This is a genomic window from Exiguobacterium sp. EA-TM-5 (assembly GCF_053878415.1).
This window is the reverse complement of record NZ_CM132670.1, coordinates 2,273,818-2,297,633: the sequence shown is the minus strand read 5'-3', so window position 1 is coordinate 2,297,633 and position 23,816 is coordinate 2,273,818. Positions and strand designations below refer to the sequence as shown.

Sequence of the window (23,816 nt, the reverse complement as noted above, 5' to 3'; positions counted from 1 at the left end):
TTAAACGGCTTGAACCCTTAGTGTTAAAGGGATCAAGCCGTTTAATCGTTCTTTATAATGATGTTTATTGAAAAAAATCATATGTTATCGATTTTACTTATTTTAGATAACATCTTCACTGATTAATAGATGTTGCAGCTATGAGATCAAAGAAGTATGTGGGTTCGTTCGTCTTATGAAGACCATACCATGCGTCTAACGTTTCAGGTGTAAACACATCAAGTGCTCGAATCGTCTCATAAGCAAACTCAAGCGCAGCCATGCCTGATGCTGTGATTAATGAATCGTCACGAACGACTGGAGTATGCTGATAAAAAGGTGTACCCGCATAATTCGAGCAAACGGATTGTAAGTAAGATAAATCGTTACTTGTATGTGGACGCTGATCTAATAAGCCACTCTTTGCTAATCCTTCTGTCGCCCCACAAATTGCAGTAATGAGTGTGCCGTTACTTAGGGCGACTCCTACTTTATTCAGTAAGGGGGCATGAAGAGGCTCTTGCCACGACTGTCCACCTGGAAGGATTAAAGCAGCCGTTGAAGTAAGCTCTAATTGAGAAACCGTGATATCCGGTAAAATACGCAGTCCTCCCATTGTCGTGATGGGTTGTAGCGTGGGTCCTACCGTAACAACATTTAATTGTGGAGCATCTGCTTTGAAATATCTTCGCGAATGTAACTCGGGCATTACGTACCCATATTCCCAATCTGAAATTGAATCGAATACATATAAATAGACAGTTTTAATCAAGATAACCGCTTCCTTTACTATATGAGATACATTCAGTATAGAAAGGTTACCCTGACAACTACTGTCAGTGAAAACAAATCATTGATGTGAAGCGATTAATTCGCGTAATCGATCAATGATTTTGCTTTTCATTTCAACTGGAGAAACGACTTGGATCGATGTTCCATACGCAATGAGGAGACTCGGGACTTGTCCGTTTAAAACGCTCGCCTCAATTTTAAAGACAGCTCGATTATGATTTTTTTCAACGAGACAATGCTTGAAGTACCAGTGTTGGCAAATTGAATCGATGGTGGAAGTATCACCAATAAGGATTAGTTCACCTTGAGTTTCTTTTTGCTTTGGTAGTAACTCGGTTATAAAAGAAGTTGAATCATCAAAATCATCTGGAATGTCGAATTGATCTGTCGTCATATTGAGTTTGTGAATGCGGTCGATTTTAAAATGACGGATTTCTCCTCTTAACTGACAGAAGGCAGTGACGTACCAAGCGTGTTTCCAATAAGTTAATTTAAATGGATTGATGTCACGCGATCGAACTTCTTCCGTATTCGCACGGCAGTATTGAATATGTATGGTTGTTCGGCTACGGATTGCTTGATCGATTTCCCGTAAGAGGGTCTCGGTTTCCGCCGATATTTCAGATTGATAGGGCATCACATCCAATGTCGGAACACTTGTCGAAGTATCTAAAGCATGCTGTTTTATTTTTAATATTGCGCGATTCAATGCTGTATTGCCATAATAGCCGGCTTCCTCTGCAAAAAGAGCAGCATGGTATAAAGACTGCTGCTCTTCCGCATCGAAGAATAAGGGAGCTTCTATGAATTGAGGTAACAAGGTGTATCCGCCATGATGACCTGCTTCGGCAACAATCGGGACACCACTTGCCGAGAGAGTATCAATATAGCGATAGACAGTCCGGATATTCATCTCAAGTTGTTCTGAGATGTACTGGGCTGTTACTTTTTTACCAGACTGAAGCATCCAAAGTATTGCAAGTAAATGATCACTTTTTGCCAAAAGAGTTCCTCCGACTACTACTCATTAAAACTTAGCCGCTTTTTCCGGCATCTGACCCGTATAAGACGATTGTGGTCTGAAAATCCGGTTATCTTGCGCTTGTTCGAGAATGTGTGCCGTCCAGCCGATGATGCGGCTAGATGTAAAGGTCGGTGTGAACAGTTCTTTCGGAATATCGAGTCCTTTTAAGACAGCTGCCGCGAAGAACTCAACGTTCGTATACAATTTTCTACCTGGTTTGTATTCTTCGAGTAAATCGATCGCCGTTTGCTCCATTTGTGTAATCAGGTTGAACCAATCACTCTCTTGCGCAAGGTCTTTCGAGACGACTTTCAAGGCTTCTGAACGGGGATCACGTGTTTTATAGACGCGGTGACCAAAGCCCATCAATTTTTCGCCTTTCTCTAACTTGTTTCGAATCCACGGCTCGATGTTATCGATCGTTCCGATTTCATCAATCATTTCAATGACTTCTGACGGAGCACCACCATGAAGCGGTCCTTTCATTGATCCGATTGCAGCACAGACGCCAGAGATCATTTCCGATTCCGTCGAGACGACGACACGGGAAGCAAACGTCGAAGCGTTCATGCCATGCTCAATCGTTAGGATCAGATACGCCGTCAGTGCCTTAATCTCAACGTCACTCGGCAATTGTCCCTTGATCATATAGATGTAATTCGCGACGTGATCAAGTTCCGGATTCGGTTCGATGAAGTCAGCACCTTGATTTTTTTGATATTTATAAGCAATGATCGTTGGCAGGAGTGCCGTTAAGTGCATCGCTTGATCAATCGTTGGTGGCCAAGCGAAAGCGGGTGTACCAAGCGCCGAGATTGCTGTGCGCATCGTACTCATGACATCCATCTCGTTCGGTAATGTATCTAAAATCGTCTTTACGTAAGAAGGAAGTTCGCGGTAGCTTGTCATCTGTTCCTTGAATGTCAAAAGTTCCGATTCAGTCGGGAACGCACCATTCCAAATAAAATACGCGACTTCTTCAAATGAATAAGATAATGCGAGTTCCTTTGCCCAGTGTCCTCGATAGACGAGATTCCCTAACGTCCCATCCACTAAACCGATCTGTGTTTCTGCGGCAATGACGCCTTCTAGTCCTTTTTTGTACTCCATCTTCAACACTCCTTTTCTCTTATCTATAGTCAGTATGACGTACGTTACCACTAAATCACCAGTAATTTGAATGCGTTTCCAAAATTATTCTGTGATGTACTATAATCAAAGAAGAAATTTTAATAGATTACAGAAAACCATGTCCACTATAGCTTATATAGTTGAAGAAGGAGCACACATGAATAAAGCCATGATTGTTCGTTTATTCGGTTTTTTCTTTATATTGAATGTCTTTTTAATGATTGATCTGTTCTTTTCGGTGAGCCGAACGATTCTTGAGCCACTTGGATTAGTCATTGCTGCATTAATTTTGTTCGTTCCTATTAAACGACTAAAGGCTTTAGAGGATCAAACGCTGTCGGTGTTCAAATCAAGTGTCGTTGTTATTTTTAGGAATGCTCCTGATGGGCGTATTGTTCTCTCCCATCGTGTTGATCTTTGGATGAATCACTTATATGACATATGACAGAAATTTAACGATTGATACGACAGTTTCACACTGCGGTTTTTAGGAATGCGTCGTCGAATAGACGAATTTTTGACTGAGATGCTTGATTTGTTCTGCTATACGAGATTCTAAATCGATAGAGGAGTCAATGACATAATCTGTGTAAAAACGGAGCGATTTATAGTTTCCGATCATGACCGAATACTCTGCTCCTTTGAACAGCTCGATATCGTTCGCATCATTCCCAAAAGCTACGTATCCCTCGCTCTCGATTCCAAGCGTCTGTAAAGCAGTTCGTTTATTGATGCTAGTCGGACTAATATCCAATACTTGCTCAGTTCCATGATGGTGCACGACGACATCCAATCGTTGTAGTTCGTTTTCTAGGGCGTACAGATTGTTGGCACTCAAAATGAGTATTTTTATGATTCGCTCATGATGCATAAGAGGGATATTGCGCGCTACATTATCCGGATCAAGATTGGTCAGTATAGGATGGTCATGAGGTCCATTATATGTATAATCCCAGTCACTATCGATGAGGTATGTAGCATCATGTTTATCAATTAAATTCATGATGAGTGAAAGGTCATGATCTTCGAAAGATTTAGAATGAATGATGGTTTGTTCTGATGCCACTAATGATCCGTTTCCGCCAATTAAGATATTGTCATGAAACGATGGATGAATGACGGGTAGCATGTCACGAATAGGCCGGGCTGAAGCAAACATCACCCGATGTCCATCTTGCTCGACTGCATGAAGCGCTTGTACGATTTCTGAAGACATTGCTTCTCCTTTAAAACAGATCGTACCATCGAGATCAAAAACAAAATTCATAAGCACCCCTCCAAAAGTCAGTTGATGTACTTATAATAACAAATATTTACAGATGAAATACTGATTCTTTATTTTGAAAAAGCAAAAAGACTCCAGTTAATACTGAAGTCCATGCATGAGTACGTCATGCCAAAAACGTATCGAGTTGATCTTGGCGTTTATCAATCATGATCTGAGCCGTCGGAATATTAGCAGCCTGCAACACGTCAATCGTTTCATGGAGGAATTCATCACTACCGACGATGTAGAACAAACCTTCCTTGTCTGCTGTTATATCCTTTAAAGCATCGTAGTAGGCGGAGCGACTCTCAACATAAGCGGGGCTAAACTGCTCATGCGAAGGAAGCTTCGTCTTGAATAGTTCAGTTCGGGCAGAGTCGACGTTCAACGAGTGCATGTGCGGAATGCCACTTCTGTCAGTCTGGTATTGCAAAATGATTGGACGAAATGTTGCTAGACCGACGCCTGCTGAGAGTAAGTACACCGTACGACCTTCCCGACGCAGCGGAATATTCGAGTGTGTCTTGAATAAGGCAATCTTCTCACCCATTTTCAATTGCTGAAGTGTCTGCTTAAAGACGGAACATTCCGGTTTGATCCGTGTCGTGATCCCGATCGTCCCTTCGCTAGGTAACGTCGAAATCGACATATGCCGGATCAGACTACGGTTCGGCTTTTCTCCTGCATTAAAACCTTCGAGCGCCATATGCGTGTGTGCGCCTTCCTCCCAAACGAAATCATCTGGACGTTTTAAATGAAACGTATAGGTATGTTCGCCTTCTTGCGTTACCTGTTCTAGTGGGAGCCAATCGATCTGCATCGTTCATTCCTCATTTCTATTAATAAAGTATCAATACACAGCAATCGGACCATAGGGCCCTTCGATGATCTCAAGTCGTGTCTCGAAAATATCGGATAACGTCTCTTCGACCATGATTTCCTTGACCGTTCCAAAGGCGGCGATTTGTCCGTCCTTCATCGCACAGATGTGATCAGCGTATTTGGCAGCAAAATTGATGTCATGCAAAACAGTGATGATCGTTCGTCCGAACGTATCAGCGACGTGTCGCAGGTAGCCCATCATCTGGACTGAGCGTGCGATATCAAGGTTATTAAGTGGTTCGTCGAGTAAGACGTATTCCGTTTCCTGACAAAGCACCATCGCAACATAAGCCCGTTGCCGCTGACCACCAGATAATTCATCGAGATAGCGGTTCTCAAGCGATGTCAGCTCAAGAAAATCGATGTACTTCGAAATGATCGTTTCGTCGTCCGCTGTCAGGCGACCTTGTGAATAGGGGAACCGTCCGAAACCGACGAGTTGCCGGACGGTCAGCCGTGTCACGAAATGATTTTCTTGTCGCAAGATCGTGATGATCTTTGCTAAGTCTTTCGATTTACTACTTGTCACGTCCATTCCAGCGACTTCGATCTGCCCGGCATCGAGATCAAGCAGGCGTCCGATCATCATTAACGTCGTCGACTTCCCGGCGCCGTTTGGACCAATCAATGCCGTGAAGCCGCCTTTTGGAATCGATAGATCAATCGGACCGATCCGGACATCGTCCGTATACGATTTTTTAACTTGTTCGAGTGATATCATAGGGACCTCTTTCTAAGCAACACGATAAGGAAAATCAGCCCGCCGAACAGTTCGATGATGACGGAGACGACGCTTGGCGTGTTGAAAATGTGATACATGAAGAAATAAGCACTTGTCAAAACGAAGAAACCAATTGCAAATGCCATCGGGAAAACATATTTGTGATCGTACGTCGCAGCGACCTGATAACTGAGTGTCGCCACTAAGAAACCAAAGAACGTCAATGGTCCGATCAGAGCCGTCGACATCGACATCAGGAGTGAAATCAAAATCAAGAAGTAGATGACACTGCCGCGATGATTGACACCGAACGATGTCGCGACCTCTTTTCCGAGTGCGACAACGTTGAGTCGTCCGGACGAAAAGTAAAGCAACAGACCAACGACGAGGACGACTGGAATGACGATCGGGAAATAAGCCGCGTCGGCATTCGTGACCGAACCGAATAATCGCGCTTGTAAGATATCGAACTCGGACGGGTCGAGCATCTTCCGCATGAACGACGACAGGGAGTTCAGACCAGTACCGAGAATGATCCCGACGAGTAACATCAGTTGCAAGTTCGCATACTTACCAGACAATAACCATCCGTATAACAAGAGACTCATCGCGAGCATGATCGCGACCTGTGTCAAAAAGGCACTCGTGCCCGTAAAGCCGACGAGTGCTCCCGCACCGAAGAAGAAAATCATCGATGTCTGGATCGTCGAATAGAGGGCGTCAAAACCGAGTAGGGACGGTGTGATGATCCGGTTATGCGTGACAGAGTGAAAGGCGACGGTTGCTAGACTTTGACAAATTGCCGCAATCGCCATCGTGATGACAGCTGTGATCCGGCGTTCGACGACCGGCCAAAAGGACGGAGAATCAAACGGAACCGGATTATTGTAGAGCAAGAGACCGATCGTGCTGAGCACTCCGCCGCTGATGAACAGGACGAGGAGGATCCAGTAACGTCGCTCGAGTCGTTTCGATTGAAAGGCAGACGCCCGGCGATTGGTTTCACGTGTAACGTTCGGTTGAGGGCGTATATGTTCCTGTTGTTTGATTGCGGTACTCATCTGACACCTCCAGTCTTACGTCGACGTAACAAAATGACGATAAAAACGGCTGCCCCGACGGTTCCAAGAATCAGTGAAACCGGCAGTTCGAACGGGCGGATGATCGTGCGTGAAATCAAATCGCTGATTAGAATCGTTGCCATCCCAATCAGGCAGACCCAAGGCAGATTACTGCGGAGATCGTCACCGCGAAACATCGAGACGATATTCGGGACAATCAACCCGAGAAACGGCAGATTGCCGATGACGGTTGCGACGACCCCGACGGATAGAGCAATCAGTCCGGTCGCGATCAGCATCAGCCGGTTGTAGTTGACACCAAGACTCGTTGAAACGTCTTCGCCGAGTCCGACGAGCGTCAAGCGACTCGCAAGGAAGAAGATACAGACCGTGACACCGATGATGATCCAGAGATATTCATAGCGACCGATTTGAACGGACGCGAACGAACCAACGAACCAGCCTTCGATTGCTTGGCTAGCGCGGAAAAATAATCCGAGAAACGTCGAAATCGCAGAGATGACGGCGCCGAGCATCAGACCGATGATCGGGACGATCAGCGATGAACGCAATCGGACCGAACGGAGAAACCAGAAGAAAACCATCGTCCCGATGAACGCGAACACGATAGCACCGGTCATCCGCATCATCAGCGACGGTGCCGGAACAAGTAAGTAAACGGCTAACAGTCCGAGTCCTGCCCATTCGATTGTTCCCGTCGTCGTCGGTTCGACAAGGCGGTTTTGTGTGATCAATTGCATGACGAGTCCTGCCATCGCCATTGCAGCACCAGTTAGCATCAGGGCGAGCGTCCGCGGGACACGGGTAATCCAGAACATATCGAAATCGTTCGTGGCACCACGCAGTTCATAGACGCCCGTGAAGAGGGACGCTGTCGCAAGCGCTAATACGAGACATAAAGTAAAGACGAACGGCTTCGTCCAAACGACAGAAAAGGAAGGTCGAGCCGGAGGCTCAACTCTTCCATTCATTTGTTGCTGTGCGTGTGCCATTACTTCTCCAGAGCTTTCGCGATATCAGTGAAGAATTCCGAGTATGTCTGGATCGATTCATTCAAGTACGTATCTTTCGGTGCATAGACGATGTTGTCGTTTTTGATTGCTTTTGTTTTCTGGAGAGCTGGTGCGCGGTCGATGACATCTTGCGCTGGTACGGCACCTTCTGCGTTTCCAAGCGGTGCGTCACGGTCAAGAACGAGTAACCAGTCCGGATTACTTTGAGCGATTGCTTCGACTGAGACTTCATCGCCTTGATCGTTGCCTGATTTTTGTTTGACTTCGAGGGCTGGTTTCCAGTCGAACAGATCATACATCGGTCCGAAGACACGTCCACTCATCGGAGCCGAGAATCCGATATCACCGCCAGAGACGATGACCGACATGACGCTATCCTGTCCGTTATACGATTTTTTGACGTCTTTGATCGATTGCTCGAGTGTCGTCACGAGTTGATCGGCTTCTTGTTTCTTATCAAAAATCTGTCCGAGTGTTTCTGTCGTGTCTTCGAGTCCTTTAACGAGCAATTCACCTGGTGTACCTGAGTCTTCTGGTAAAGTGATATCGAGGTCGATGACAGCAGCGTTCGGAACGAGCTTTTTGATATCTTCGTAATGATCAGCGAAGCGTTGTCCGACGATGACGACATCCGGATTGACACCAGCGATCGCTTCGAGGTTTGGTTCGAAGTGCATGCCGACGTCGACGATATCCTTGTCTTTTGCGTATGGTGATTCAGCCGGGAGTAGTCCGACTGGTGCTGCGACGAGTTCGACGTCCCATGCAGCAAGTGTTTCGAATGTCCGGTTATCGAGCGCGACGACTTTCTTCGGATTGACCGGTACGTTGACCGTTCCGTGTGCGTCCTTGATTTTGACCGTCTTTGGTGCCTCAGCGTTCTTCTTCGTGTCTGCTTCTCCTGCGTTCCCGCATGCTGCGAGTAAAACAGCAAGCGAACTCACGACGAGTGGTGTTTTCCATTTCCCCATGATGATTCAGCTCCTCTTGTTTAATTTGATAACGCATGGATCACGGATTGAGCAGCAGATGGATTATGTATGTCTACGAGATTAATCTGTTCTCAATAAGTGATAATGATTATCATTGTCATGTTCACCGAGAATCATAGCAAACGAATTTGGAAGACGCAACGCTAATTTCCAAGGAATTACCTGAATCATTTTTTTACTTCTATAAACTATACGAAAATAAAAAAATGATAATCTTTCTCATTTGGATATAGAAATAGGACCATCGGACGCTTTTAAGCAACAGAGGTTTAGACACCTCTAAAAAGAGAAAGTGGTAATATATGTATCAAAATTTCAAATCAGAGACATCGCAGAAGACGACTTCGAAATGAGGTGCTGTATGAATCAACCATTTGAAGACTTGAAGATGTATCAAAATTTTGATGAGCTCGCAGACGATGTGCTCGATTTCGCAAAAGAGATTTTACCGGATCAGATGTTGTACTTATCGGCAATCGAAGCAGGACAACAACGGATGTTGAAGATTGCAAACGATAAAGAAGACATCCCGATGATCGAAGGGATGCAACTTGAATTGAATCAGTCGTTATGTAAGTTGATTGATTTTGAGACGAAACAACCGGTCGTCTTAGAGAGTATTCCGAACGCAGAACAACTCGGAGATTGGCGAAAGGATCTGGAGGAGGCTCACGTCCGGTCCTACTTAGGTATCCCAATCGTCTTGACGAGCGGTGAGACGTTCGGGACATTATGTGCGATCAATAACCGAGTCAGTTTGTATGAACAGAAGAATGTTCAGTTGTTGCAGCGCATCGTGCGGTTATTTTTGTATTATTTAGAGCTCGAGCGGTATGCATGGAAAGACGTATTGACGGGATTGTACAATCGTCGATACTTAACGAAGCAGTTCGATGATCATCTAGGACAAGCAGGGGCAATCTTCTTCCTTGATCTTGATGGCTTTAAGCAGGTCAACGACGTTTTCGGACACGAGACGGGGGACATCGTTCTGCAAGAAGTCGCACAGCGCTTGCAACGACTCGTTCGTGAACAAAACGATGCGATGGCCGTGCGACTAGGTGGCGATGAGTTCATCTTGCATTTCGGTCATTCGGATTCAAGGAAAGGATGGGAGCGACTCGCGGATCAGATCGTCACTTCGTTAAGTGAGTGGGAAACGGACTATCGTGTATCGACGAGCATCGGGGTTGTGATCTATGACACCGCGTTTCGTCCAGAGTTGCAAGCCTTGTTGCAACAGGCGGATATTGCGCTTTATGCTGCCAAGTCATCTGGAAAGAATACGTATCAGTTTTACGAGTTGGCGAAGAAATGAATGGCATACAAAAGACCTGATGTTTCTGAAATTTTTCAGAAACAGTCAGGTCTGTTTAGTTGTTATGTAGGCGATGGACGATTCGAATGATGTCTTTTTTCGGACGGTCAGGAAATCTGAGACATAACGTCTCGACGCACGTCACAGGATCCTCATTCTCTAACAAGCGGAGAGCTTCCTTGACGATTGGATCATGGGATTCGTTCACTTCGGAAGCTTCAGCAGTCGACTCGCTTGATTGATGGATCAAATAAAACAACAATGTATGGACAGACACGAGGACGACTTTCGTCGCAAACGAGATCGTGATGGACTTAACGTAGAAATCCATCCAAAGCAAGACGCTTAAGCTTACTAAATAGTTCACTACGGCAAAGAGGACGTTTGAGATCTGGCGCTTAAACAATCCACCGAGCGCACGCATCACTCCGTCGAAGATGACGCTAACAAGTAGACTCGCGAGATAGAAGCATAGGAGAAACATCAGGCAACCAACGAGTGAGTCGAAGGCGACGCCTCCGACGTATAAGATTAGTCCATCGATTAGGAGCAAAGGAAGCACCAAGATGAGACAGAGAAATACAAGAGAGAAGGCAGAAAACAGTCGTGACATCAGATCATCCTTTCCGTGCGACTCGCCTGTTCAGGCAAGAGACGCAGCATACAAACTAGGATACCGCTTAATACAGTGGATTACAATTATTGACAAAAAAGAAGTGTGTTCAGAATGTTTCTCAGTTGAGAGTGGAAATCCTGTCAAAAAGCGGCTAGATGTCCAGTTAACATCTGGATTATCCATTGACAATCCTTGCCTTTCCCTCTTACAATTGAAAATGATTATCAATACAAGTTGGGAGTTCTGTCTACTATGAACGTTAACCGTAAAAAACTACTACTGTCTACCGTCTCGATCCTGTCTTTGACATCCGTATTGATTGGCTGCTCGAATCCGAGCGAGTCGACAGGAGAGCGAAAAGATAAAGATACAGTGACGCTCGCGTGGCCACGCGACGTCGGAACGATGAACCCGCACGTCTATAACCCATCACAACTGTTCGCACAATCGATGATCTATGAACCACTCGTCCACTACGGCGAAGGTGGAAAGCTTGAGCCATACTTAGCATCGTCTTGGAAGATTTCTGAGGACGGAAAAACGTATACGTTCACGCTCCGTGACGGTGTCAAGTTCTCGGACGGTTCGACGTTCGACGCAGCGATCGTTAAAAAGAATTTCGACGCGATCCTCAAACAAAAAGCCTTACATAGCTGGCTTGGTTTCATCACGAAAATCGAGAAGACAGAAGCGGTCGATGCGAAGACATTCCGCCTGACATTATCAGAAGCGTACTATCCGACGATTCAAGAACTCGCGGTCGTCCGTCCAGTGCGTTTCCTCGGAGAAGCTGGATTCCCGGAAAACGGTGATACGTCAAAGGGTGTCAAAAAAGAAGTCGGAACAGGTCCTTGGATGCTTGACGAGTACAAACCGGATCAGTACGCGACGTTTAAGGTCAACAAGAACTACTGGGGACCGAAGCCGAACGTTGATCACATCAAAGTCGACATCATCCCGGATGCGGAGACACGTGTCTTAGCACTCGAAAAAGGACAGGTTGATCTGATTTACGGGGAAGGGGCGATCAGCATCGATGCTTTCAACCAGTTGAAGACGGATAAGTCGTACAAAACGCAGATGTCTGAACCAGTCGCGACGCGTCTCCTCGTCTTGAACACGAAAAATAAACGTCTGTCTGACGAACGCGTCCGCCAGGCGCTTCAGCACGGGTTCGATAAAGCCGCACTCGTCGAAGGCATCACGTCGGGACTAGAATCCCCGGCTGATTACCTTCTACCACCGAACATGCCGTACACATCGAACCTGAAAGTGAAGCAACGGGATTATGACGTGAAGGAAGCAAACCGTCTCCTTGACGAAGCAGGCTGGAAACTGCCGAAAGGTGAAAAAGTCCGCGTCAAAGACGGTCAACCGTTGCAAATCGGAATGATGTATGACGCAGCCGAACAGGTCCAAAAGGCAATGGCGGAGACACTGCAGTCCGAATGGTCGAAAATTGGTGTCGAGCTGAAAACAGAAGCTGTCGAACTGCCGGATCAAGTCCAGCGTTTCAAAGACAACCGCTTTGATATCAACTTCTACAGTAACTTTGGTGCACCGTATGATCCACATACATTCGTGAACCTGATTGATACGGATGGCTTCGGCTTCAAGGAAGCGATTTCGGCTTATCCGAATAAAGAACAACTCTTGCAAGAGATCAAAGATGTCTTGAAGACGACAGACGAAACGAAGCGTCAGAAGATGTACGCTGACATTCTGCCATCGCTCCAAGATCAAGGTGCGTTAATTCCCATCTCGTACTTGAAGAAGATGGCGATCTATCAATCGGACGTGACAAACTTCCAGTTCCCGGCGAACCGGGACGAAAGTCCATTTGCGCGGATCGGAATCAACTAAAGGAGGGATGACATGGGGGTCTTCCTCGTCAAACGTATATTATCCGTCATCCCGATCTTGTTACTTGCTGTCTTGATTCTGACGGGACTGATTCATCTGTCGCCGGTTGATCCGGCAGAGGCCTATCTATCTGCTGCCCATATCCAGCCGACAGATGAATTACTCGCTGCCAAACGAGCAGAGTTCGGTCTTGATCAACCGTTCTACAAACAGTATTTTGATGCTGTCATCCGCTTGGCGCAGCTTGATTTCGGAACATCGTATCTTTCCGGAAAGCCGGTCTTAGAAGATGTCTTACTTCGCTTACCACCAACGGTCGAGCTGGCAGTGACAAGTCTGTTGCTAGCGCTTGTCGTCAGTATTCCGCTCGGATTCCTTGCCGGCATTAAGAAGAATGGCTTCTTTGACCATCTGAGTCGGGGAATCGCCTTCATTGGTGCTTCGATCCCGTCGTTTTGGCTCGGCTATCTGTTCATCTTCTTCTTTGCCGTAAAGCTCGATTGGTTTCCGGTCGGAGGTACAGGAAGCGTCATGCACTTGATCTTACCGGCATTGACACTCGCGTTTCCGTTGATTGCGCTGTATACACGCTTGCTTCGCGGCAGTGTGATTGAAGCTTTGAACGAACCGTATGTTTTATTTGCGCGGACACGCGGACTGAAGGAAGGAAGCATTCTTGGTAAACACGTTCTCCGGATGGCGATTCCGCCGATGATCACGGGTCTCGGGATGAATCTCGGAAAGTTACTGACGGGAACCATCATCGTCGAGACCGTCTTCTCTTGGCCGGGTTTCGGTCGTTACTTCATTGAAGCGATCTTTGATCGGGATATGCCGGTCATCCAAGGGTATGTCTTTCTCGCGGCCCTCGTCTTTATTGGTAGTAGTTTGCTGGTCGATATCATCCAAGCCGTACTCGATCCGCGACTAGCGAAAAAAGGAGGGACGGTATGAATACTCCACTTCCAGCAACGATGATCCGCTTACGGTATACACCGCTTCTCTATCTTTGTGCAGTCGTCTTGATCGGGATGGCAGGCATTGCCTTGTTTGCCCCGTGGATCGCACCGCATGATCCGAATCTCGTTGACTTGACGCAAAAACTACACGGTCCGTCGTCTGCTTATCCGCTTGGCACTGACCAGCTCGGTCGGTGTCTGTTGTCCCGCTTGATTTACGGCGCGCGGATCTCACTCGGCTGTGCCGTGTTGATTTTCATTGCCTCGCTTGCGATCGGCTTGTTCGTCGGGACACTTGCCGGATACCGCGGTGGATGGGTCGATCAACTCTTGATGCGCCTATGTGACGGTGTGATGGCATTTCCGAGTCTGATTCTCGTCCTCGGTCTCGTCGGTATCTTTGGTCCAGGTCTCAAGCAAGTCATCATCGCCTTGATGCTCGTCCAGTGGGTCTATTACGCGCGGATGTTCCGCGGGATGGTCATGACGCTGAAGACGGAAGCATTCATCGCCGCTGCTCGCGTCAATGGATCATCTTCATGGAAAATCATCCGGACACACATCTTGCCGAACATCTTACCGCCGCTACTTGTCATCGGTACGCTTGAAATGGGCTGGGCGATCATGGATATCTCAGCGATGTCGTTCCTTGGTCTTGGTGTCCAGTCGCCGACTGCCGAATGGGGAGCGATGATTCACGAAGGAAAATCCTATATCCGGACAAACCCGGAACTGATGATTTATCCGGGACTTGCGATCATGCTCGTCATCATCAGCTTTAACGTATTAGGAGAACAGTTAGCAGAACGATTTGGTGTTTCAAAAACGATGAAATGAGAGGAGGTGCCCGTATCGAACCGATATTAGTAGTTGATGGTCTAACCGTCCGTACGAAACAACAGGTGACATTGATTGAAGAGGTATCCTTCTCGATCCACGCTGGACAGATTCTCGGTCTCGTCGGTGAGAGTGGTTGTGGGAAGACGGTGACGAGCCTCGCTTTATTGCGTTTGCTAAATCCGCAGACAACGCAGGTGACCGGTGATATCACACTGAATGGAAAATCAATTCTCTCTTTATCAGAACGCGCTGTGCGGACGATTCGTGGTGGTGAGATTGCCTTCATCATGCAAAATCCGATGAGCGCGTTTACGCCGGTCTATACGATCGGGCACCAGATGATTGAAACGATTCAGACGCACGCGCGTTGTTCAAAGCGTGAAGCGAAACAACAGGCAATGACGGCACTCGAAGAAGTCAACTTGACGGATCCCGCTCGAGTGCTTAAAGCTTATCCGTTCGAACTGAGCGGTGGGATGTTGCAACGGGTCATGATTGCCTTAGCCGTTGCGCTCCGTCCGAGCGTCTTGATTGCCGACGAACCGACGACAGCGCTTGACGTCTTCAATCAAAAGACGGTTCTTGAATTACTCGAACGGCTGCGGGCGACTTATGAAACGGCGATCTTACTGATTTCGCACGACCTCGGTGTGATCGCTGAACTCGCAGACGATGTTCTCGTCATGCAACAAGGTCGGATCGTTGAACAAGCAGACGTCTTTGAGTTGTTTGATCGTCCGCAACATTCGTATACACAGTCACTTCTCGCACAGCATATCGGAAGGGAGGCGCTCGGATGAGCCTCTTGCAGATTGATCAGATCTCACACGTCTACAAACGCCGCTTTCGACCAGCACAGACCGTCTTGCAGGATGTCTCGTTGACGCTCGAAGCTGGTCAATGTCTCGGATTACTCGGATCAAGTGGTGCTGGGAAAAGTACGCTCGGACGATTGTTGCTCGGACTTGAACGGCCTTCAGGCGGAACAATTTGGTTCAATGGTGTCGATCGCCACGCGACAAAACATCCCTTTCAAGGTGACGTCCAAGTCGTCTTCCAGGACTCATTTGCTGCCGTCAATCCGAAGCTGACTGCTGGTGCTATCATTGCGGAACCGCTTGATAACTTCATTCGTTTAAAGGGAGAAGCGCGGCAACAGCGTCTCGTCACGCTCATTGAACAGGTCGGTCTTAAAGCAGCAGATTTAACGAAGTATCCGTCACAGTTCAGTGGCGGACAACTCCAGCGGATTGCAATCGCACGAGCGATTGCTGCTGAACCACGACTGATTGTCCTAGACGAAGCGGTTAGCAGCCTCGATATGGTCAACAAACGATTGATTCTCGAGTTACTAGCTGATTTAAAGCGAAAACATGGCTTAACGTATGTCTTCATCACGCATGATATCAAAGCCGCTGAACAACTTTGCGACAGCTTCGCGATCTTAGAGCAAGGACGCCTCGTCGGACATTATCCGAGCCTAGTTGCATTTGATGCTGCGACGGATCCTGCCGTAGAACGAATGCGACAAGCAAAGCTTGCCATTCACCCAAGGCAACGAACGATTCGCCAAGCACAACCAAACAAAGGATAACGGACTGTGAACTGCTCCGTTATCCTTTTTTGTGCTTTAGAGGTGGATTAGACAGCCGTTTTTTTGAATCGAAGTGCCGACCAGACGAGCGTGAGAAGAATCCAAACAAGACAAAAAGTGACACTGATTAGATGGGACGAAGAAAAAAACGGTGCAGTTGGCGGTTCCGAAAGAAGTGCACCAGGTGTGAAAAATAGAACGTCTGGTAATAGCGAAGGAAGTGCGACGAGTAACAAGGAGACGACGAGCGATAAGATGCCGATCGGCACGGCACGTTGTAAATAGGTGCTGATCAGTAGCGTCAGACTGACGACGAATAATGTCCAAAGACTAAAATCGCTAATGATGCGTAGCGCAAGTATCGGTGAGAGGGATCCGAACCAATAGACGGTTAGACCATAAGACGTGACTGCGCCGATCGAAATACCGAATAAACTGATCATACTGTGGCTGAACCATTTCGACAGGAGATAGACATTTCGCGAGACGGCTCGTGTCAAAATAAAATCTTGCATACCAGTTTGTCGGTCTGACGCGAGCAGCCCCATGAAGCTCATGATCAGGACGATCAATCCGAGTTGATTGAATTGCCCATGGATCGTTGCGCTGAAGACGTCAAGCGGATGCGGGGCAGAACGATTCGGATCAACGATGATCCCGTCCGCGTTTCCGACGTGTTCGAGTAAGACATCCATATACATCAACAGCAACGGTTGCGTCACGCCGAGAGCGATGAAGAAAAGCGGCAACCAGACGATTTTCCATTCTTTCCACGCTTCCAGCCACTCGGTCATCGTCAACGTATAAAACGTCCTCATACGTCCGCCACCATGTCGAGAAAACGCTCCTCGAGTCCAATCGGTTGATAGGCAATCGAAGCAAGCGACCATCCTTCGGCAATCAAGGTCGTGGCTACTTGCGAAAGATCAAGCTGGTCCTGTGCTGAGAACTGATAGTAGCACGAGTTGATTCGATCCATCTGTATCTTTGGAAAAACAGTAGTAGAAAGGGGCGGGGCAGGTGTGAGCGTCTCGACTTGAATCTGATATGGATTGACGTCGCGTTGATGCGCGATCGGACCAAGTAATCGACCGTGCTTGATAACTAAAAAGCGGTCGCAACAAGTCTTCGCGTCTTCTAAGAGATGCGTCGAGACGATAATCGTCATCCGTTTTTTTAAACGAAGGATCAACTGGTTGATATCATGTCGACCGCTTGGATCGAGTGCGGAAGCGGGTTCGTCTAAAATCAATAACGTTGGTTCATGTAAAATCGCTTGGGCGATTCCGAGGCGTTGGCGCATACCACCTGATAAGCGTTCAATCACTTCTGTTTGTTGGTCGCCTAATCCAACTTCTTTTAAGACAATTGGAATCCGCTTGGTTAGCGTTGCGCGATTAAGACCAGACAAGCTTCCAAAAAAGCGTAGTGACTGTTCGCATGTCATCCAAGGCTTGAAATCAGTCTGTTGCGATAAGTAGCCGATGACCTGTTTTTGTTGTCGGATCGGGCGATCATACATCGTGATCGAACCACGGTCACTGTCGATGATTCCACTGAGGCATTTCAGGAGTGTCGTTTTTCCGGCACCATTTGGTCCAATCAGACCGAGGCATTCATGTTCGTGAATCGTAAATGAAATATCGTCTAGGATAAGACGGCGTTGAAGTGAAAGCTTGAGGTGCGAAATCTGGATCATGCGGTCATCCTCCTTCCGAGGATAAAGTAAAGAATCGAGCCGATCGGCTGGACGAGGAGAATAATCAATAACCATGTAATCGGGGTGGCGATTCGGTCCTTGCGTCTAAACCAATCAATGCAGGCGCAGCTGAGTAGAATCAAGTTGATGGAGATGTAAATCAGTAACAACGGCAAAAATCGTTCCCAGTCGATTTGTGATAAGGCAGAGAAATCTGTATTCATGAAAAGCCCTCCTTTTCTATTACCATTATCAATAATGAAAATTGAAAAGTCAATGTTTGAAATGAATCAATGTTAGTTCGCAATCAATGAAAGCTATGATAAAATTTCCTTATCGAAATTTTCCAAATAACGTAAAGATTGACTAATTTGATTGAAAGACGAATCATGATTCGGAGGAAAGCTACATGCAGATTTATCAATTCAAAAAAGAAGTTGGTAAGAAAATTACGAAGTTCGATTCTAATTTTGTGATGTCACGGATCATGCAGACCGAGAAAGTGACGCACATCGGATGTATCCATTTAGAGAAGGATGGCGTGGTCGGTTATCATCAGGCTGTCGTGCCACAACTTCTGTTAGTTGTAGAGGGGGAAGGATGGGTAAGAGGGGAAACGGATGACTACATAAAAGTACAGAGTGGGGAAGCGGTATTTTGGAATCAAGGAGAATGGCATGAAACAAAGACAGGTACGGGGTTAACGGCGATCGTAATCGAAAGTGAGGAACTCGATACGTCAGCGCTCGTTGCCCTGTAAAGGTACATAAAGACACTCTCTCTGAAAAGGGAGAGTGTCTACTATTATTCAGTACACCATTTTTCTAATTCTGCGAGGCATAGATGTAATCGAGCAGTTATCATTTCTCGATCCCCCATCTGTTGCGTTGTTTTAGAATTGAGGTGAAGTTGCTGCAAGATTTCGTAGTGCTCATATGCTTCTTGTAATAGCCATAATGTATATTCGTCCATTAATCGTCGAGATTGAGTGATGAATTCGTCTTCATCCAGGTCAAAGAAGTATCCATTTATAAACCCATCAGCAATTTCATTCAAAATACTACTTTTCTCTTCATAGGCATGTTTTATGTATCGTGGGGCATTTGAAAAGGCTGGTAACAGAAATTTGTAACAAAAAACAAAGTAAGCTGCATATTTTAAATCAAAATCCAATCTTGGAAACGGATCAATGATTGCGATATGGTCCCCAGTTAAAATTAAATTTTCTGGTGTTACGTCTTGATTCACGAGAGAAATTTTTTGAATCTGAGTTCGTCTATTCTCAATCAAAGAACTGATATACGTATCAACTTTTTCTTTATCAAAGTGAAGACCAGAATGAACGAGGGTACTTAAGGCGATTAAGATCTGATTATTTTCTTCCTGCCATAATGCATCAATGTTATTAAAGTCGCTACCTCGTAACGTCTTCCCGTTCCAGTCTAATTCTCCGAAACCTTCCATAGATGTTTTATTGTTGTGAATACGATGATAAATTCGACCTAATTGCTTACCGTAAGAATTGGCTTCATCCTTATGAAGTGATAATAAATCCGTTCCATGACCCATGAACGTTTCCACTGTAAACACGATATCGTTCTCGATGAAATACTGATAAAAGGTAGGACAAACATCTCGATTACTTTCGTTTACGTTTGAATAATACGCTTTCGTTGATTCATACTCTGTCGTTAACTCGATTTCATCAATCGGTTGTAATTCTCCATACGCCTTGTTCTTTTTTATTCGAATCACAAGGTCTCGGTCATCTAGCTTCTCGATTTTATAAACCGTATGCCAAGCACCTTCGCCGATTCTTATTATCTGTTCTTCCTTTAAGTTCTCAAGATTCCATTTGGTAAATGTTCTGTTCAACGTATCCATTTCAGTTTTATCAAGGTATTCTTTGATCCGTTTCATGTTCTCCAGTTCACTCCCTAATAAAGTTGTGTCGTAAACACATCCTCCTGAATACGGAAAGTGTCTACGGTAAGATGACGAGTGAGACGGTCCGTTCGGTTGCCTGATCCTCTGTCTCCAAGTGATGATATTTTTCGAGGAGTGTCCGCATATCCTGTTGAAAATCATTGAAGGTTTCATCCGTCAGTTGCAGTTTCGCGATCGAGAACGTCGAGTGATCCTGACCATGCGTCTTAACGGTCTGTTCGAAGTATGTCTGGTACTGCTGTAAAACGTACATGAAGTAGAACGACACGAAATTCACTTTTTCCTCGTACGTTGCACTGTTCCAGTCTGCTTCACTAATCTGATAACCGCTTGTGTTCAAAGCATAGATTTTCTCTTCGACTTTTCCGACACGCTGAACGGCGACGACTTTCAACAACTGATCGTCCATCATCGCATTGACTTGTCGGTACAAGGTCGACTGCGGTACATCCGTTAAACGTTGGTTCAGTTGCATGATCGATAAGCCGTCTTTAAGATCAATTAATTCGAGCGCAATCTTAAAGCGGACATGGTTTTTGAATAGGTTAAAGTTCATGAAGTATCTGACTCCTTTAGCGATGAGATTCCTAAAACTATCTTAGCATGTTTTTGGAAACATTCTTAAAAATGATAATGTAAAAAGAGGAAATGTGATGTATCTCTTGAATGGTTTGTACTAGAGTATAGTAAAGAAAGGAGTCATCCTATGAAAAATCCAAGTTATCGCTACGGTACATATGCCCTGATCACGAGCTTTTTCTTGTTCTTCATCGTTCAGATGTTTCGAGCGTATATTGAATTATCACCAGAATTTCTAGGGGGAAACCTGGGCGAATACTATTTAACATACTTCCCGATGAGTGCATTGATCCTTGGACTCGTCTTACTTATCCACGGCTGGTGGACTGAAGATGAGAAGAAGCAGCGTGAGAAGCTAGCTGCAAAAAGTCAGCAAGAATCGAATGAATCGATGTGAAATCATACCGTCGATAGAGAAGACCGACAACGAATTTTCGTTGCCGGTCTTTGTCGTTTCATGTTTTCAATTGTTTAAATCGCTTGATCGAAAACGGTGCAATTGGTTCAGGAGTCGATTTTTCGATGACTAATTCACTAAGGACTTTTCCGACTAAGCTGCTGAACTTGAATCCATGACCGGAAAACCCAGCGGCAATCGCGATATGCGGGTAGTCTGGGTGCAAATCGATGATGAAATCCTCGTCCGGTGTCATCGTATAGAGACAGGTTTTACCATGAGACAACGTATCGATTGCTGGCATGAACGTGTTCGTGAACTGTTGTAGGTCAGTCAGATCACCCGTCTCCTGACCGAATGGACGGCGCGGCTGATTCGGATCAACCGGGATCCCGCCGTCATGGCGTCCGATTTTCAGACCAGCTCGTCCGATACTTGGGAAACCGTAGTAGTATCCAGCGGGTGTATCAAAGGCGAAAGCGGGAAACAGCGTTTCGTTGAACACCTCTTCCTCTGCCTTAAACCAAGCGAAGGTCTTTCGGACGGGGCGCAGCGGTAAGGAGAGTCCGATTTGCTCGAGTAATGGTCCGGACCAGGCACCGGCAGCGACAATTAATGCGTTTGCCGAATAGGTGTCCTGTCCAACGGTTATATCAACGCCATCTGCACGGGCAGTCAGCGTCGTCACTTTCGCATTCGTTCGGATGTCGACGCCGTTCGCGACCGCAAGGTCACGGTACGCTTCGATACACTCTTCGCACTTCAACACACCAGACGTCGGTTCAAAACAACCGATATAATCGTCAGGCATCGTTAAGCCGGACCAGCGGGTTCTAACTTCCTCAGCCGTCAGAATCTCAAGCGGTAAATCGTATTGCTGAGCACTCTTGATGATTGTCTGCATCGAACGAGACGAGCGTTGACCAGCGTTTAAGACTCCTGTGTTCAAGAATATGTGCCGACCGCTGATCTGTTCTAACTCATACCAGAGGCGTTGCGCTGTTAACGCTAGTGGGACGTAAGCTTCTCCTTCACCGTATGCATGGCGAATGATCCGGGTCTCCCCGTGGTGACTCGCCTGATCATGCGGCGGATTGTGAGCGTCTAATAGTAAGATGTTCTGATTAGTGCGTGAGAGATAGTAGCCGGCTGCCATCCCCATGGATCCGGCACCAACGATAATGACATCATAATGGGACATCCAGTTCGACTCCTTCATATGTAAGTTCATACCAGTATAGAGTGAGAACTAGAAAAGAACAAATGAAGGATTAAATCTCGAAGCGACGGGCTTCTTGTTCTAAGTGTTCCGTTCGCTCGTTTAAATCACCGACGAGCGTATGCAACGTCGTGATCGTTGCGATCATTTGTTCAGAGGCAGCGGCGACTTCCTCGTTACTTGCGGTATGTTCTTCCGCAACAGCGGCGATTTCCGTTAAGGCATTACGAATGAACCGTTCTGCCTGCAAAACGTCTTCCATCTGTTGCGTCATCTGTTTTGTTGCCGTTGCGACATGCGTGACTTGATCCGTTAGCTGTTCGAACGTCGTGTCCGTATCAAGGACGATCTGTTTCCCGGCTACTGTTGCTTCGACCGTCGTCTTGAAACTCTGCTGCATCTGTTTCGCACTTGCTTCGATCGACGAGACGATGGTCGCGATTTCACTGACGCTACTTGCGACATGGCTCGAGAGATTCTTGACCTCGGTCGCGACGACGGCGAATCCTTTGCCTTGTTCGCCAGCCCGAGCGGCTTCGATTGCAGCATTGAGTGCAAGTAAATTCGTCTGCTCAGAAATACCGCGGATGATCCCGACGAGCGTCTGGATATCTGATGATTGTTGTTTCAGTAAATCGATTTGTTCCGCTGACTGGGTGACATGTTGGTGAATGTGACCCATCTGTTCAACGGACGCAGACATCTGCTCCCGTCCGATGCGCGTCAGGCTATCCATTTGATCGGTCGTTCCATGAATCGCGTGACCGGAGCGATTCGTCGTCTCGATTAACTGAGCGAATCGATTCATCTCGTCATTCAATGAGAGAGTGACTTGTGTTTGACTTTCGGTCCCGGTCGCAATTTCCGACATCGTATGGGCGATTTGCTGAGAACCATCGAGGACTTCCGTCGTACTTTGGTCAATCGATTGACTCGTCGTCGAGACGAGAGTTGCTGTCTGTTTGATGTCGACGATCATCGTCCGTAACATCTCGTTCATATCGCGAATCGAGATCGCAAGCGCATAGATCTCGTCTTTCGATGAAATCTGTAAGTCGGTCAACGTCTGTTTCGCGTGATCGAGTCGTCCGTCGGCAATTGCGGCGGCGACCGACTGTAACGTTTCAAGCGGACGTAATTTCCGACCGAGTACGACGTAAAGTAAGACGAGCGTGACCGTTAACAGAAGTAATAACAGTCCGATGAAGAGCGGTGCATTTTGTTTTAATAACGCCGTTGTGAGGGCATCAACTTCCTTCGCAGCAATATCTGTTCCTAGGATCCCGATGACGTTCCCTGTCGTATCTTTTAACGGAACATAAACGCTAATATACTGTCCATAAATCGGATCATTGATGACGTCCGTCGTATGTGTGTCTCCCATTAATACGTCTTTCATATCGGCGACGGTCGCACCGCTTGCCGGAGCATTAATTTTTGCAGCCTTATCTTTTGGTAAACCATCAATCAACAAGCGGACCTTGTTTTGATCGATGCGTGCTGTGTATGTATACAGGAGTCCATTTTGCTTACGTAACGTATCGAGTTCTGTTCGTAACGTTTCGTATTGTTCGGAAACGACAGGAGATTGTAAAAATTCGCTGTAAGCCGCTGTATCAAACGTCTTGCTGATGCGTAGTGCATCTTTTTCAGCTGTCGCTTTTAGTGTCGAGACAGCCGTTTGTTTCGTATTGAAATATAAGGCAAGGCTACTAAAAACAAAAAAGGCAATCAAAATCAAACTAATCATTACTAAAAGGCGTGTTCGGATGGAATGGTTCTTGGTTGTGTTCTTCACGTTCAACTAGTCCTCTCAACTCATATTTTCTGTCTATATTTCATTTATCGGTTAAGAAAATACATATTAAACAGGACCTTTTAACGATATTTAGAGTATCTTAG

General features: G+C 46.3%; 26 protein-coding genes. 9 read left to right on the top strand and 17 right to left on the bottom strand.

The genetic code is table 11. The annotated features are described in order from the left end of the window. Window positions 1–115 precede the first annotated feature (115 nt). The 3 genes from ACV3PA_RS12165 to ACV3PA_RS12155 all read right to left on the bottom strand — a co-directional run bounded on the left by ACV3PA_RS12165 (window position 116) and on the right by ACV3PA_RS12155 (window position 2,905). Window positions 116–754: a type 1 glutamine amidotransferase family protein gene (locus ACV3PA_RS12165; RefSeq protein WP_456125974.1), complete on the bottom strand. Its 639-nt coding sequence runs from the start codon at window positions 752–754 to the stop codon at window positions 116–118. A 75-nt stretch (window positions 755–829) separates the two neighbouring features. Further along, complete coding sequence (locus ACV3PA_RS12160; RefSeq protein WP_456124935.1) at window positions 830–1,774, bottom strand: helix-turn-helix transcriptional regulator; 945 nt, start codon at window positions 1,772–1,774, stop codon at window positions 830–832. Window positions 1,775–1,798: 24 nt separating this feature from the next. Beyond that, entirely contained in the window at window positions 1,799–2,905 is a 1,107-nt protein-coding gene (locus ACV3PA_RS12155) for a citrate synthase/methylcitrate synthase (protein WP_456124934.1), read from the bottom strand. A gap of 178 nt (window positions 2,906–3,083) precedes the next feature. On the opposite strand from ACV3PA_RS12155, the gene ACV3PA_RS12150 reads away from it, so the two are divergent. Further along, a complete protein-coding gene (locus ACV3PA_RS12150; RefSeq protein WP_456124933.1) occupies window positions 3,084–3,371 on the top strand; it encodes a hypothetical protein in 288 nt (95 codons plus the stop codon). Between the two features lie 42 nt (window positions 3,372–3,413). On the opposite strand, the gene ACV3PA_RS12145 is transcribed toward ACV3PA_RS12150, so the two are convergent. The 6 genes from ACV3PA_RS12145 to ACV3PA_RS12120 all read right to left on the bottom strand — a co-directional run bounded on the left by ACV3PA_RS12145 (window position 3,414) and on the right by ACV3PA_RS12120 (window position 8,862). After that, entirely contained in the window at window positions 3,414–4,193 is a 780-nt protein-coding gene (locus ACV3PA_RS12145) for an HAD-IIB family hydrolase (protein WP_456124932.1), read from the bottom strand. Window positions 4,194–4,317: 124 nt separating this feature from the next. Then, window positions 4,318–5,013 (bottom strand): dihydropteridine reductase, encoded by a 696-nt coding sequence (locus ACV3PA_RS12140; protein ID WP_456124931.1) that lies wholly within the window; start codon window positions 5,011–5,013, stop codon window positions 4,318–4,320. Between the two features lie 30 nt (window positions 5,014–5,043). Then, window positions 5,044–5,796 (bottom strand): iron ABC transporter ATP-binding protein, encoded by a 753-nt coding sequence (locus tag ACV3PA_RS12135; protein WP_053453119.1) that lies wholly within the window; start codon window positions 5,794–5,796, stop codon window positions 5,044–5,046. Continuing rightward, complete coding sequence (locus ACV3PA_RS12130; protein WP_456124930.1) at window positions 5,793–6,857, bottom strand: iron chelate uptake ABC transporter family permease subunit; 1,065 nt, start codon at window positions 6,855–6,857, stop codon at window positions 5,793–5,795. Before ACV3PA_RS12130 ends, ACV3PA_RS12135 begins: the two co-directional genes overlap by 4 nt. Continuing rightward, window positions 6,854–7,849, bottom strand: a complete 996-nt coding sequence (locus ACV3PA_RS12125) for an ABC transporter permease (protein ID WP_456125973.1) — start codon at window positions 7,847–7,849, stop codon at window positions 6,854–6,856. Before ACV3PA_RS12125 ends, ACV3PA_RS12130 begins: the two co-directional genes overlap by 4 nt. A 20-nt stretch (window positions 7,850–7,869) precedes the next feature. Then, window positions 7,870–8,862, bottom strand: a complete 993-nt coding sequence (locus ACV3PA_RS12120; protein ID WP_456124929.1) for a siderophore ABC transporter substrate-binding protein — start codon at window positions 8,860–8,862, stop codon at window positions 7,870–7,872. Between the two features lie 382 nt (window positions 8,863–9,244). On the opposite strand from ACV3PA_RS12120, the gene ACV3PA_RS12115 reads away from it, so the two are divergent. Beyond that, window positions 9,245–10,201, top strand: coding sequence for a GAF domain-containing protein (locus ACV3PA_RS12115; RefSeq protein WP_456124928.1), 957 nt, complete (start codon window positions 9,245–9,247; stop codon window positions 10,199–10,201). A gap of 55 nt (window positions 10,202–10,256) precedes the next feature. On the opposite strand, the gene ACV3PA_RS12110 is transcribed toward ACV3PA_RS12115, so the two are convergent. After that, the gene (locus tag ACV3PA_RS12110) at window positions 10,257–10,814 is read right to left on the bottom strand and encodes a hypothetical protein (protein ID WP_456124927.1); all 558 of its coding nucleotides are present in this window, start codon (window positions 10,812–10,814) and stop codon (window positions 10,257–10,259) included. A gap of 255 nt (window positions 10,815–11,069) precedes the next feature. Between ACV3PA_RS12110 and nikA the strand changes: the two genes are divergently transcribed. The 5 genes from nikA to ACV3PA_RS12085 are packed head-to-tail and all read left to right on the top strand — an operon-like array spanning window position 11,070 to window position 16,073. Beyond that, the gene (nikA, locus tag ACV3PA_RS12105; protein WP_456124926.1) at window positions 11,070–12,680 is read left to right on the top strand and encodes a nickel ABC transporter substrate-binding protein; all 1,611 of its coding nucleotides are present in this window, start codon (window positions 11,070–11,072) and stop codon (window positions 12,678–12,680) included. Window positions 12,681–12,692: 12 nt separating this feature from the next. Then, entirely contained in the window at window positions 12,693–13,634 is a 942-nt protein-coding gene (nikB, locus tag ACV3PA_RS12100) for a nickel ABC transporter permease (protein WP_410502968.1), read from the top strand. Next, window positions 13,631–14,476, top strand: coding sequence for a nickel ABC transporter permease subunit NikC (gene nikC / locus ACV3PA_RS12095; protein ID WP_456124925.1), 846 nt, complete (start codon window positions 13,631–13,633; stop codon window positions 14,474–14,476). Before nikB ends, nikC begins: the two co-directional genes overlap by 4 nt. Next, entirely contained in the window at window positions 14,473–15,279 is an 807-nt protein-coding gene (locus ACV3PA_RS12090; RefSeq protein ID WP_456124924.1) for an ABC transporter ATP-binding protein, read from the top strand. Before nikC ends, ACV3PA_RS12090 begins: the two co-directional genes overlap by 4 nt. Continuing rightward, window positions 15,276–16,073 (top strand): ATP-binding cassette domain-containing protein, encoded by a 798-nt coding sequence (locus ACV3PA_RS12085; protein WP_456124923.1) that lies wholly within the window; start codon window positions 15,276–15,278, stop codon window positions 16,071–16,073. Before ACV3PA_RS12090 ends, ACV3PA_RS12085 begins: the two co-directional genes overlap by 4 nt. Window positions 16,074–16,120: 47 nt before the next feature. Here the strand turns inward: ACV3PA_RS12085 and ACV3PA_RS12080 are convergent, their stop codons facing one another. Genes ACV3PA_RS12080 through ACV3PA_RS12070 form a run of 3 tightly spaced genes read right to left on the bottom strand, consistent with a single transcriptional unit; the run spans window position 16,121 to window position 17,996 of the window. Continuing rightward, the gene (locus ACV3PA_RS12080) at window positions 16,121–16,891 is read right to left on the bottom strand and encodes an ABC transporter permease (protein ID WP_456124922.1); all 771 of its coding nucleotides are present in this window, start codon (window positions 16,889–16,891) and stop codon (window positions 16,121–16,123) included. Continuing rightward, the gene (locus ACV3PA_RS12075) at window positions 16,888–17,772 is read right to left on the bottom strand and encodes an ABC transporter ATP-binding protein (RefSeq protein ID WP_456124921.1); all 885 of its coding nucleotides are present in this window, start codon (window positions 17,770–17,772) and stop codon (window positions 16,888–16,890) included. The genes ACV3PA_RS12080 and ACV3PA_RS12075 overlap by 4 nt, the downstream gene beginning before the upstream one ends. Further along, window positions 17,769–17,996, bottom strand: coding sequence for a PLDc N-terminal domain-containing protein (locus tag ACV3PA_RS12070; protein WP_456124920.1), 228 nt, complete (start codon window positions 17,994–17,996; stop codon window positions 17,769–17,771). Before ACV3PA_RS12070 ends, ACV3PA_RS12075 begins: the two co-directional genes overlap by 4 nt. A gap of 185 nt (window positions 17,997–18,181) precedes the next feature. Here ACV3PA_RS12070 and ACV3PA_RS12065 point away from each other — a divergent pair, with 185 nt between their 5' ends. Further along, window positions 18,182–18,532 (top strand): cupin, encoded by a 351-nt coding sequence (locus ACV3PA_RS12065; protein ID WP_456124919.1) that lies wholly within the window; start codon window positions 18,182–18,184, stop codon window positions 18,530–18,532. A 44-nt stretch (window positions 18,533–18,576) separates the two neighbouring features. Here ACV3PA_RS12065 and ACV3PA_RS12060 read toward each other — a convergent pair whose 3' ends face one another. Then, window positions 18,577–19,692 carry a hypothetical protein gene (locus ACV3PA_RS12060; protein WP_456124918.1) on the bottom strand — a complete coding sequence of 372 codons (1,116 nt, stop codon included), beginning with the start codon at window positions 19,690–19,692 and terminating at the stop codon, window positions 18,577–18,579. Between the two features lie 64 nt (window positions 19,693–19,756). Continuing rightward, entirely contained in the window at window positions 19,757–20,275 is a 519-nt protein-coding gene (locus ACV3PA_RS12055; protein ID WP_456124917.1) for a transcriptional regulator, read from the bottom strand. Window positions 20,276–20,425: 150 nt separating this feature from the next. On the opposite strand from ACV3PA_RS12055, the gene ACV3PA_RS12050 reads away from it, so the two are divergent. Further along, entirely contained in the window at window positions 20,426–20,695 is a 270-nt protein-coding gene (locus ACV3PA_RS12050; protein WP_456124916.1) for a hypothetical protein, read from the top strand. A gap of 58 nt (window positions 20,696–20,753) precedes the next feature. Here the strand turns inward: ACV3PA_RS12050 and solA are convergent, their stop codons facing one another. Together solA and ACV3PA_RS12040 are read right to left on the bottom strand one after the other, a co-directional pair. Next, window positions 20,754–21,896 carry an N-methyl-L-tryptophan oxidase gene (gene solA, locus ACV3PA_RS12045; protein WP_456124915.1) on the bottom strand — a complete coding sequence of 381 codons (1,143 nt, stop codon included), beginning with the start codon at window positions 21,894–21,896 and terminating at the stop codon, window positions 20,754–20,756. Window positions 21,897–21,966: 70 nt separating this feature from the next. Continuing rightward, window positions 21,967–23,712: a methyl-accepting chemotaxis protein gene (locus tag ACV3PA_RS12040; protein ID WP_456124914.1), complete on the bottom strand. Its 1,746-nt coding sequence runs from the start codon at window positions 23,710–23,712 to the stop codon at window positions 21,967–21,969. Window positions 23,713–23,816 lie beyond the last annotated feature (104 nt).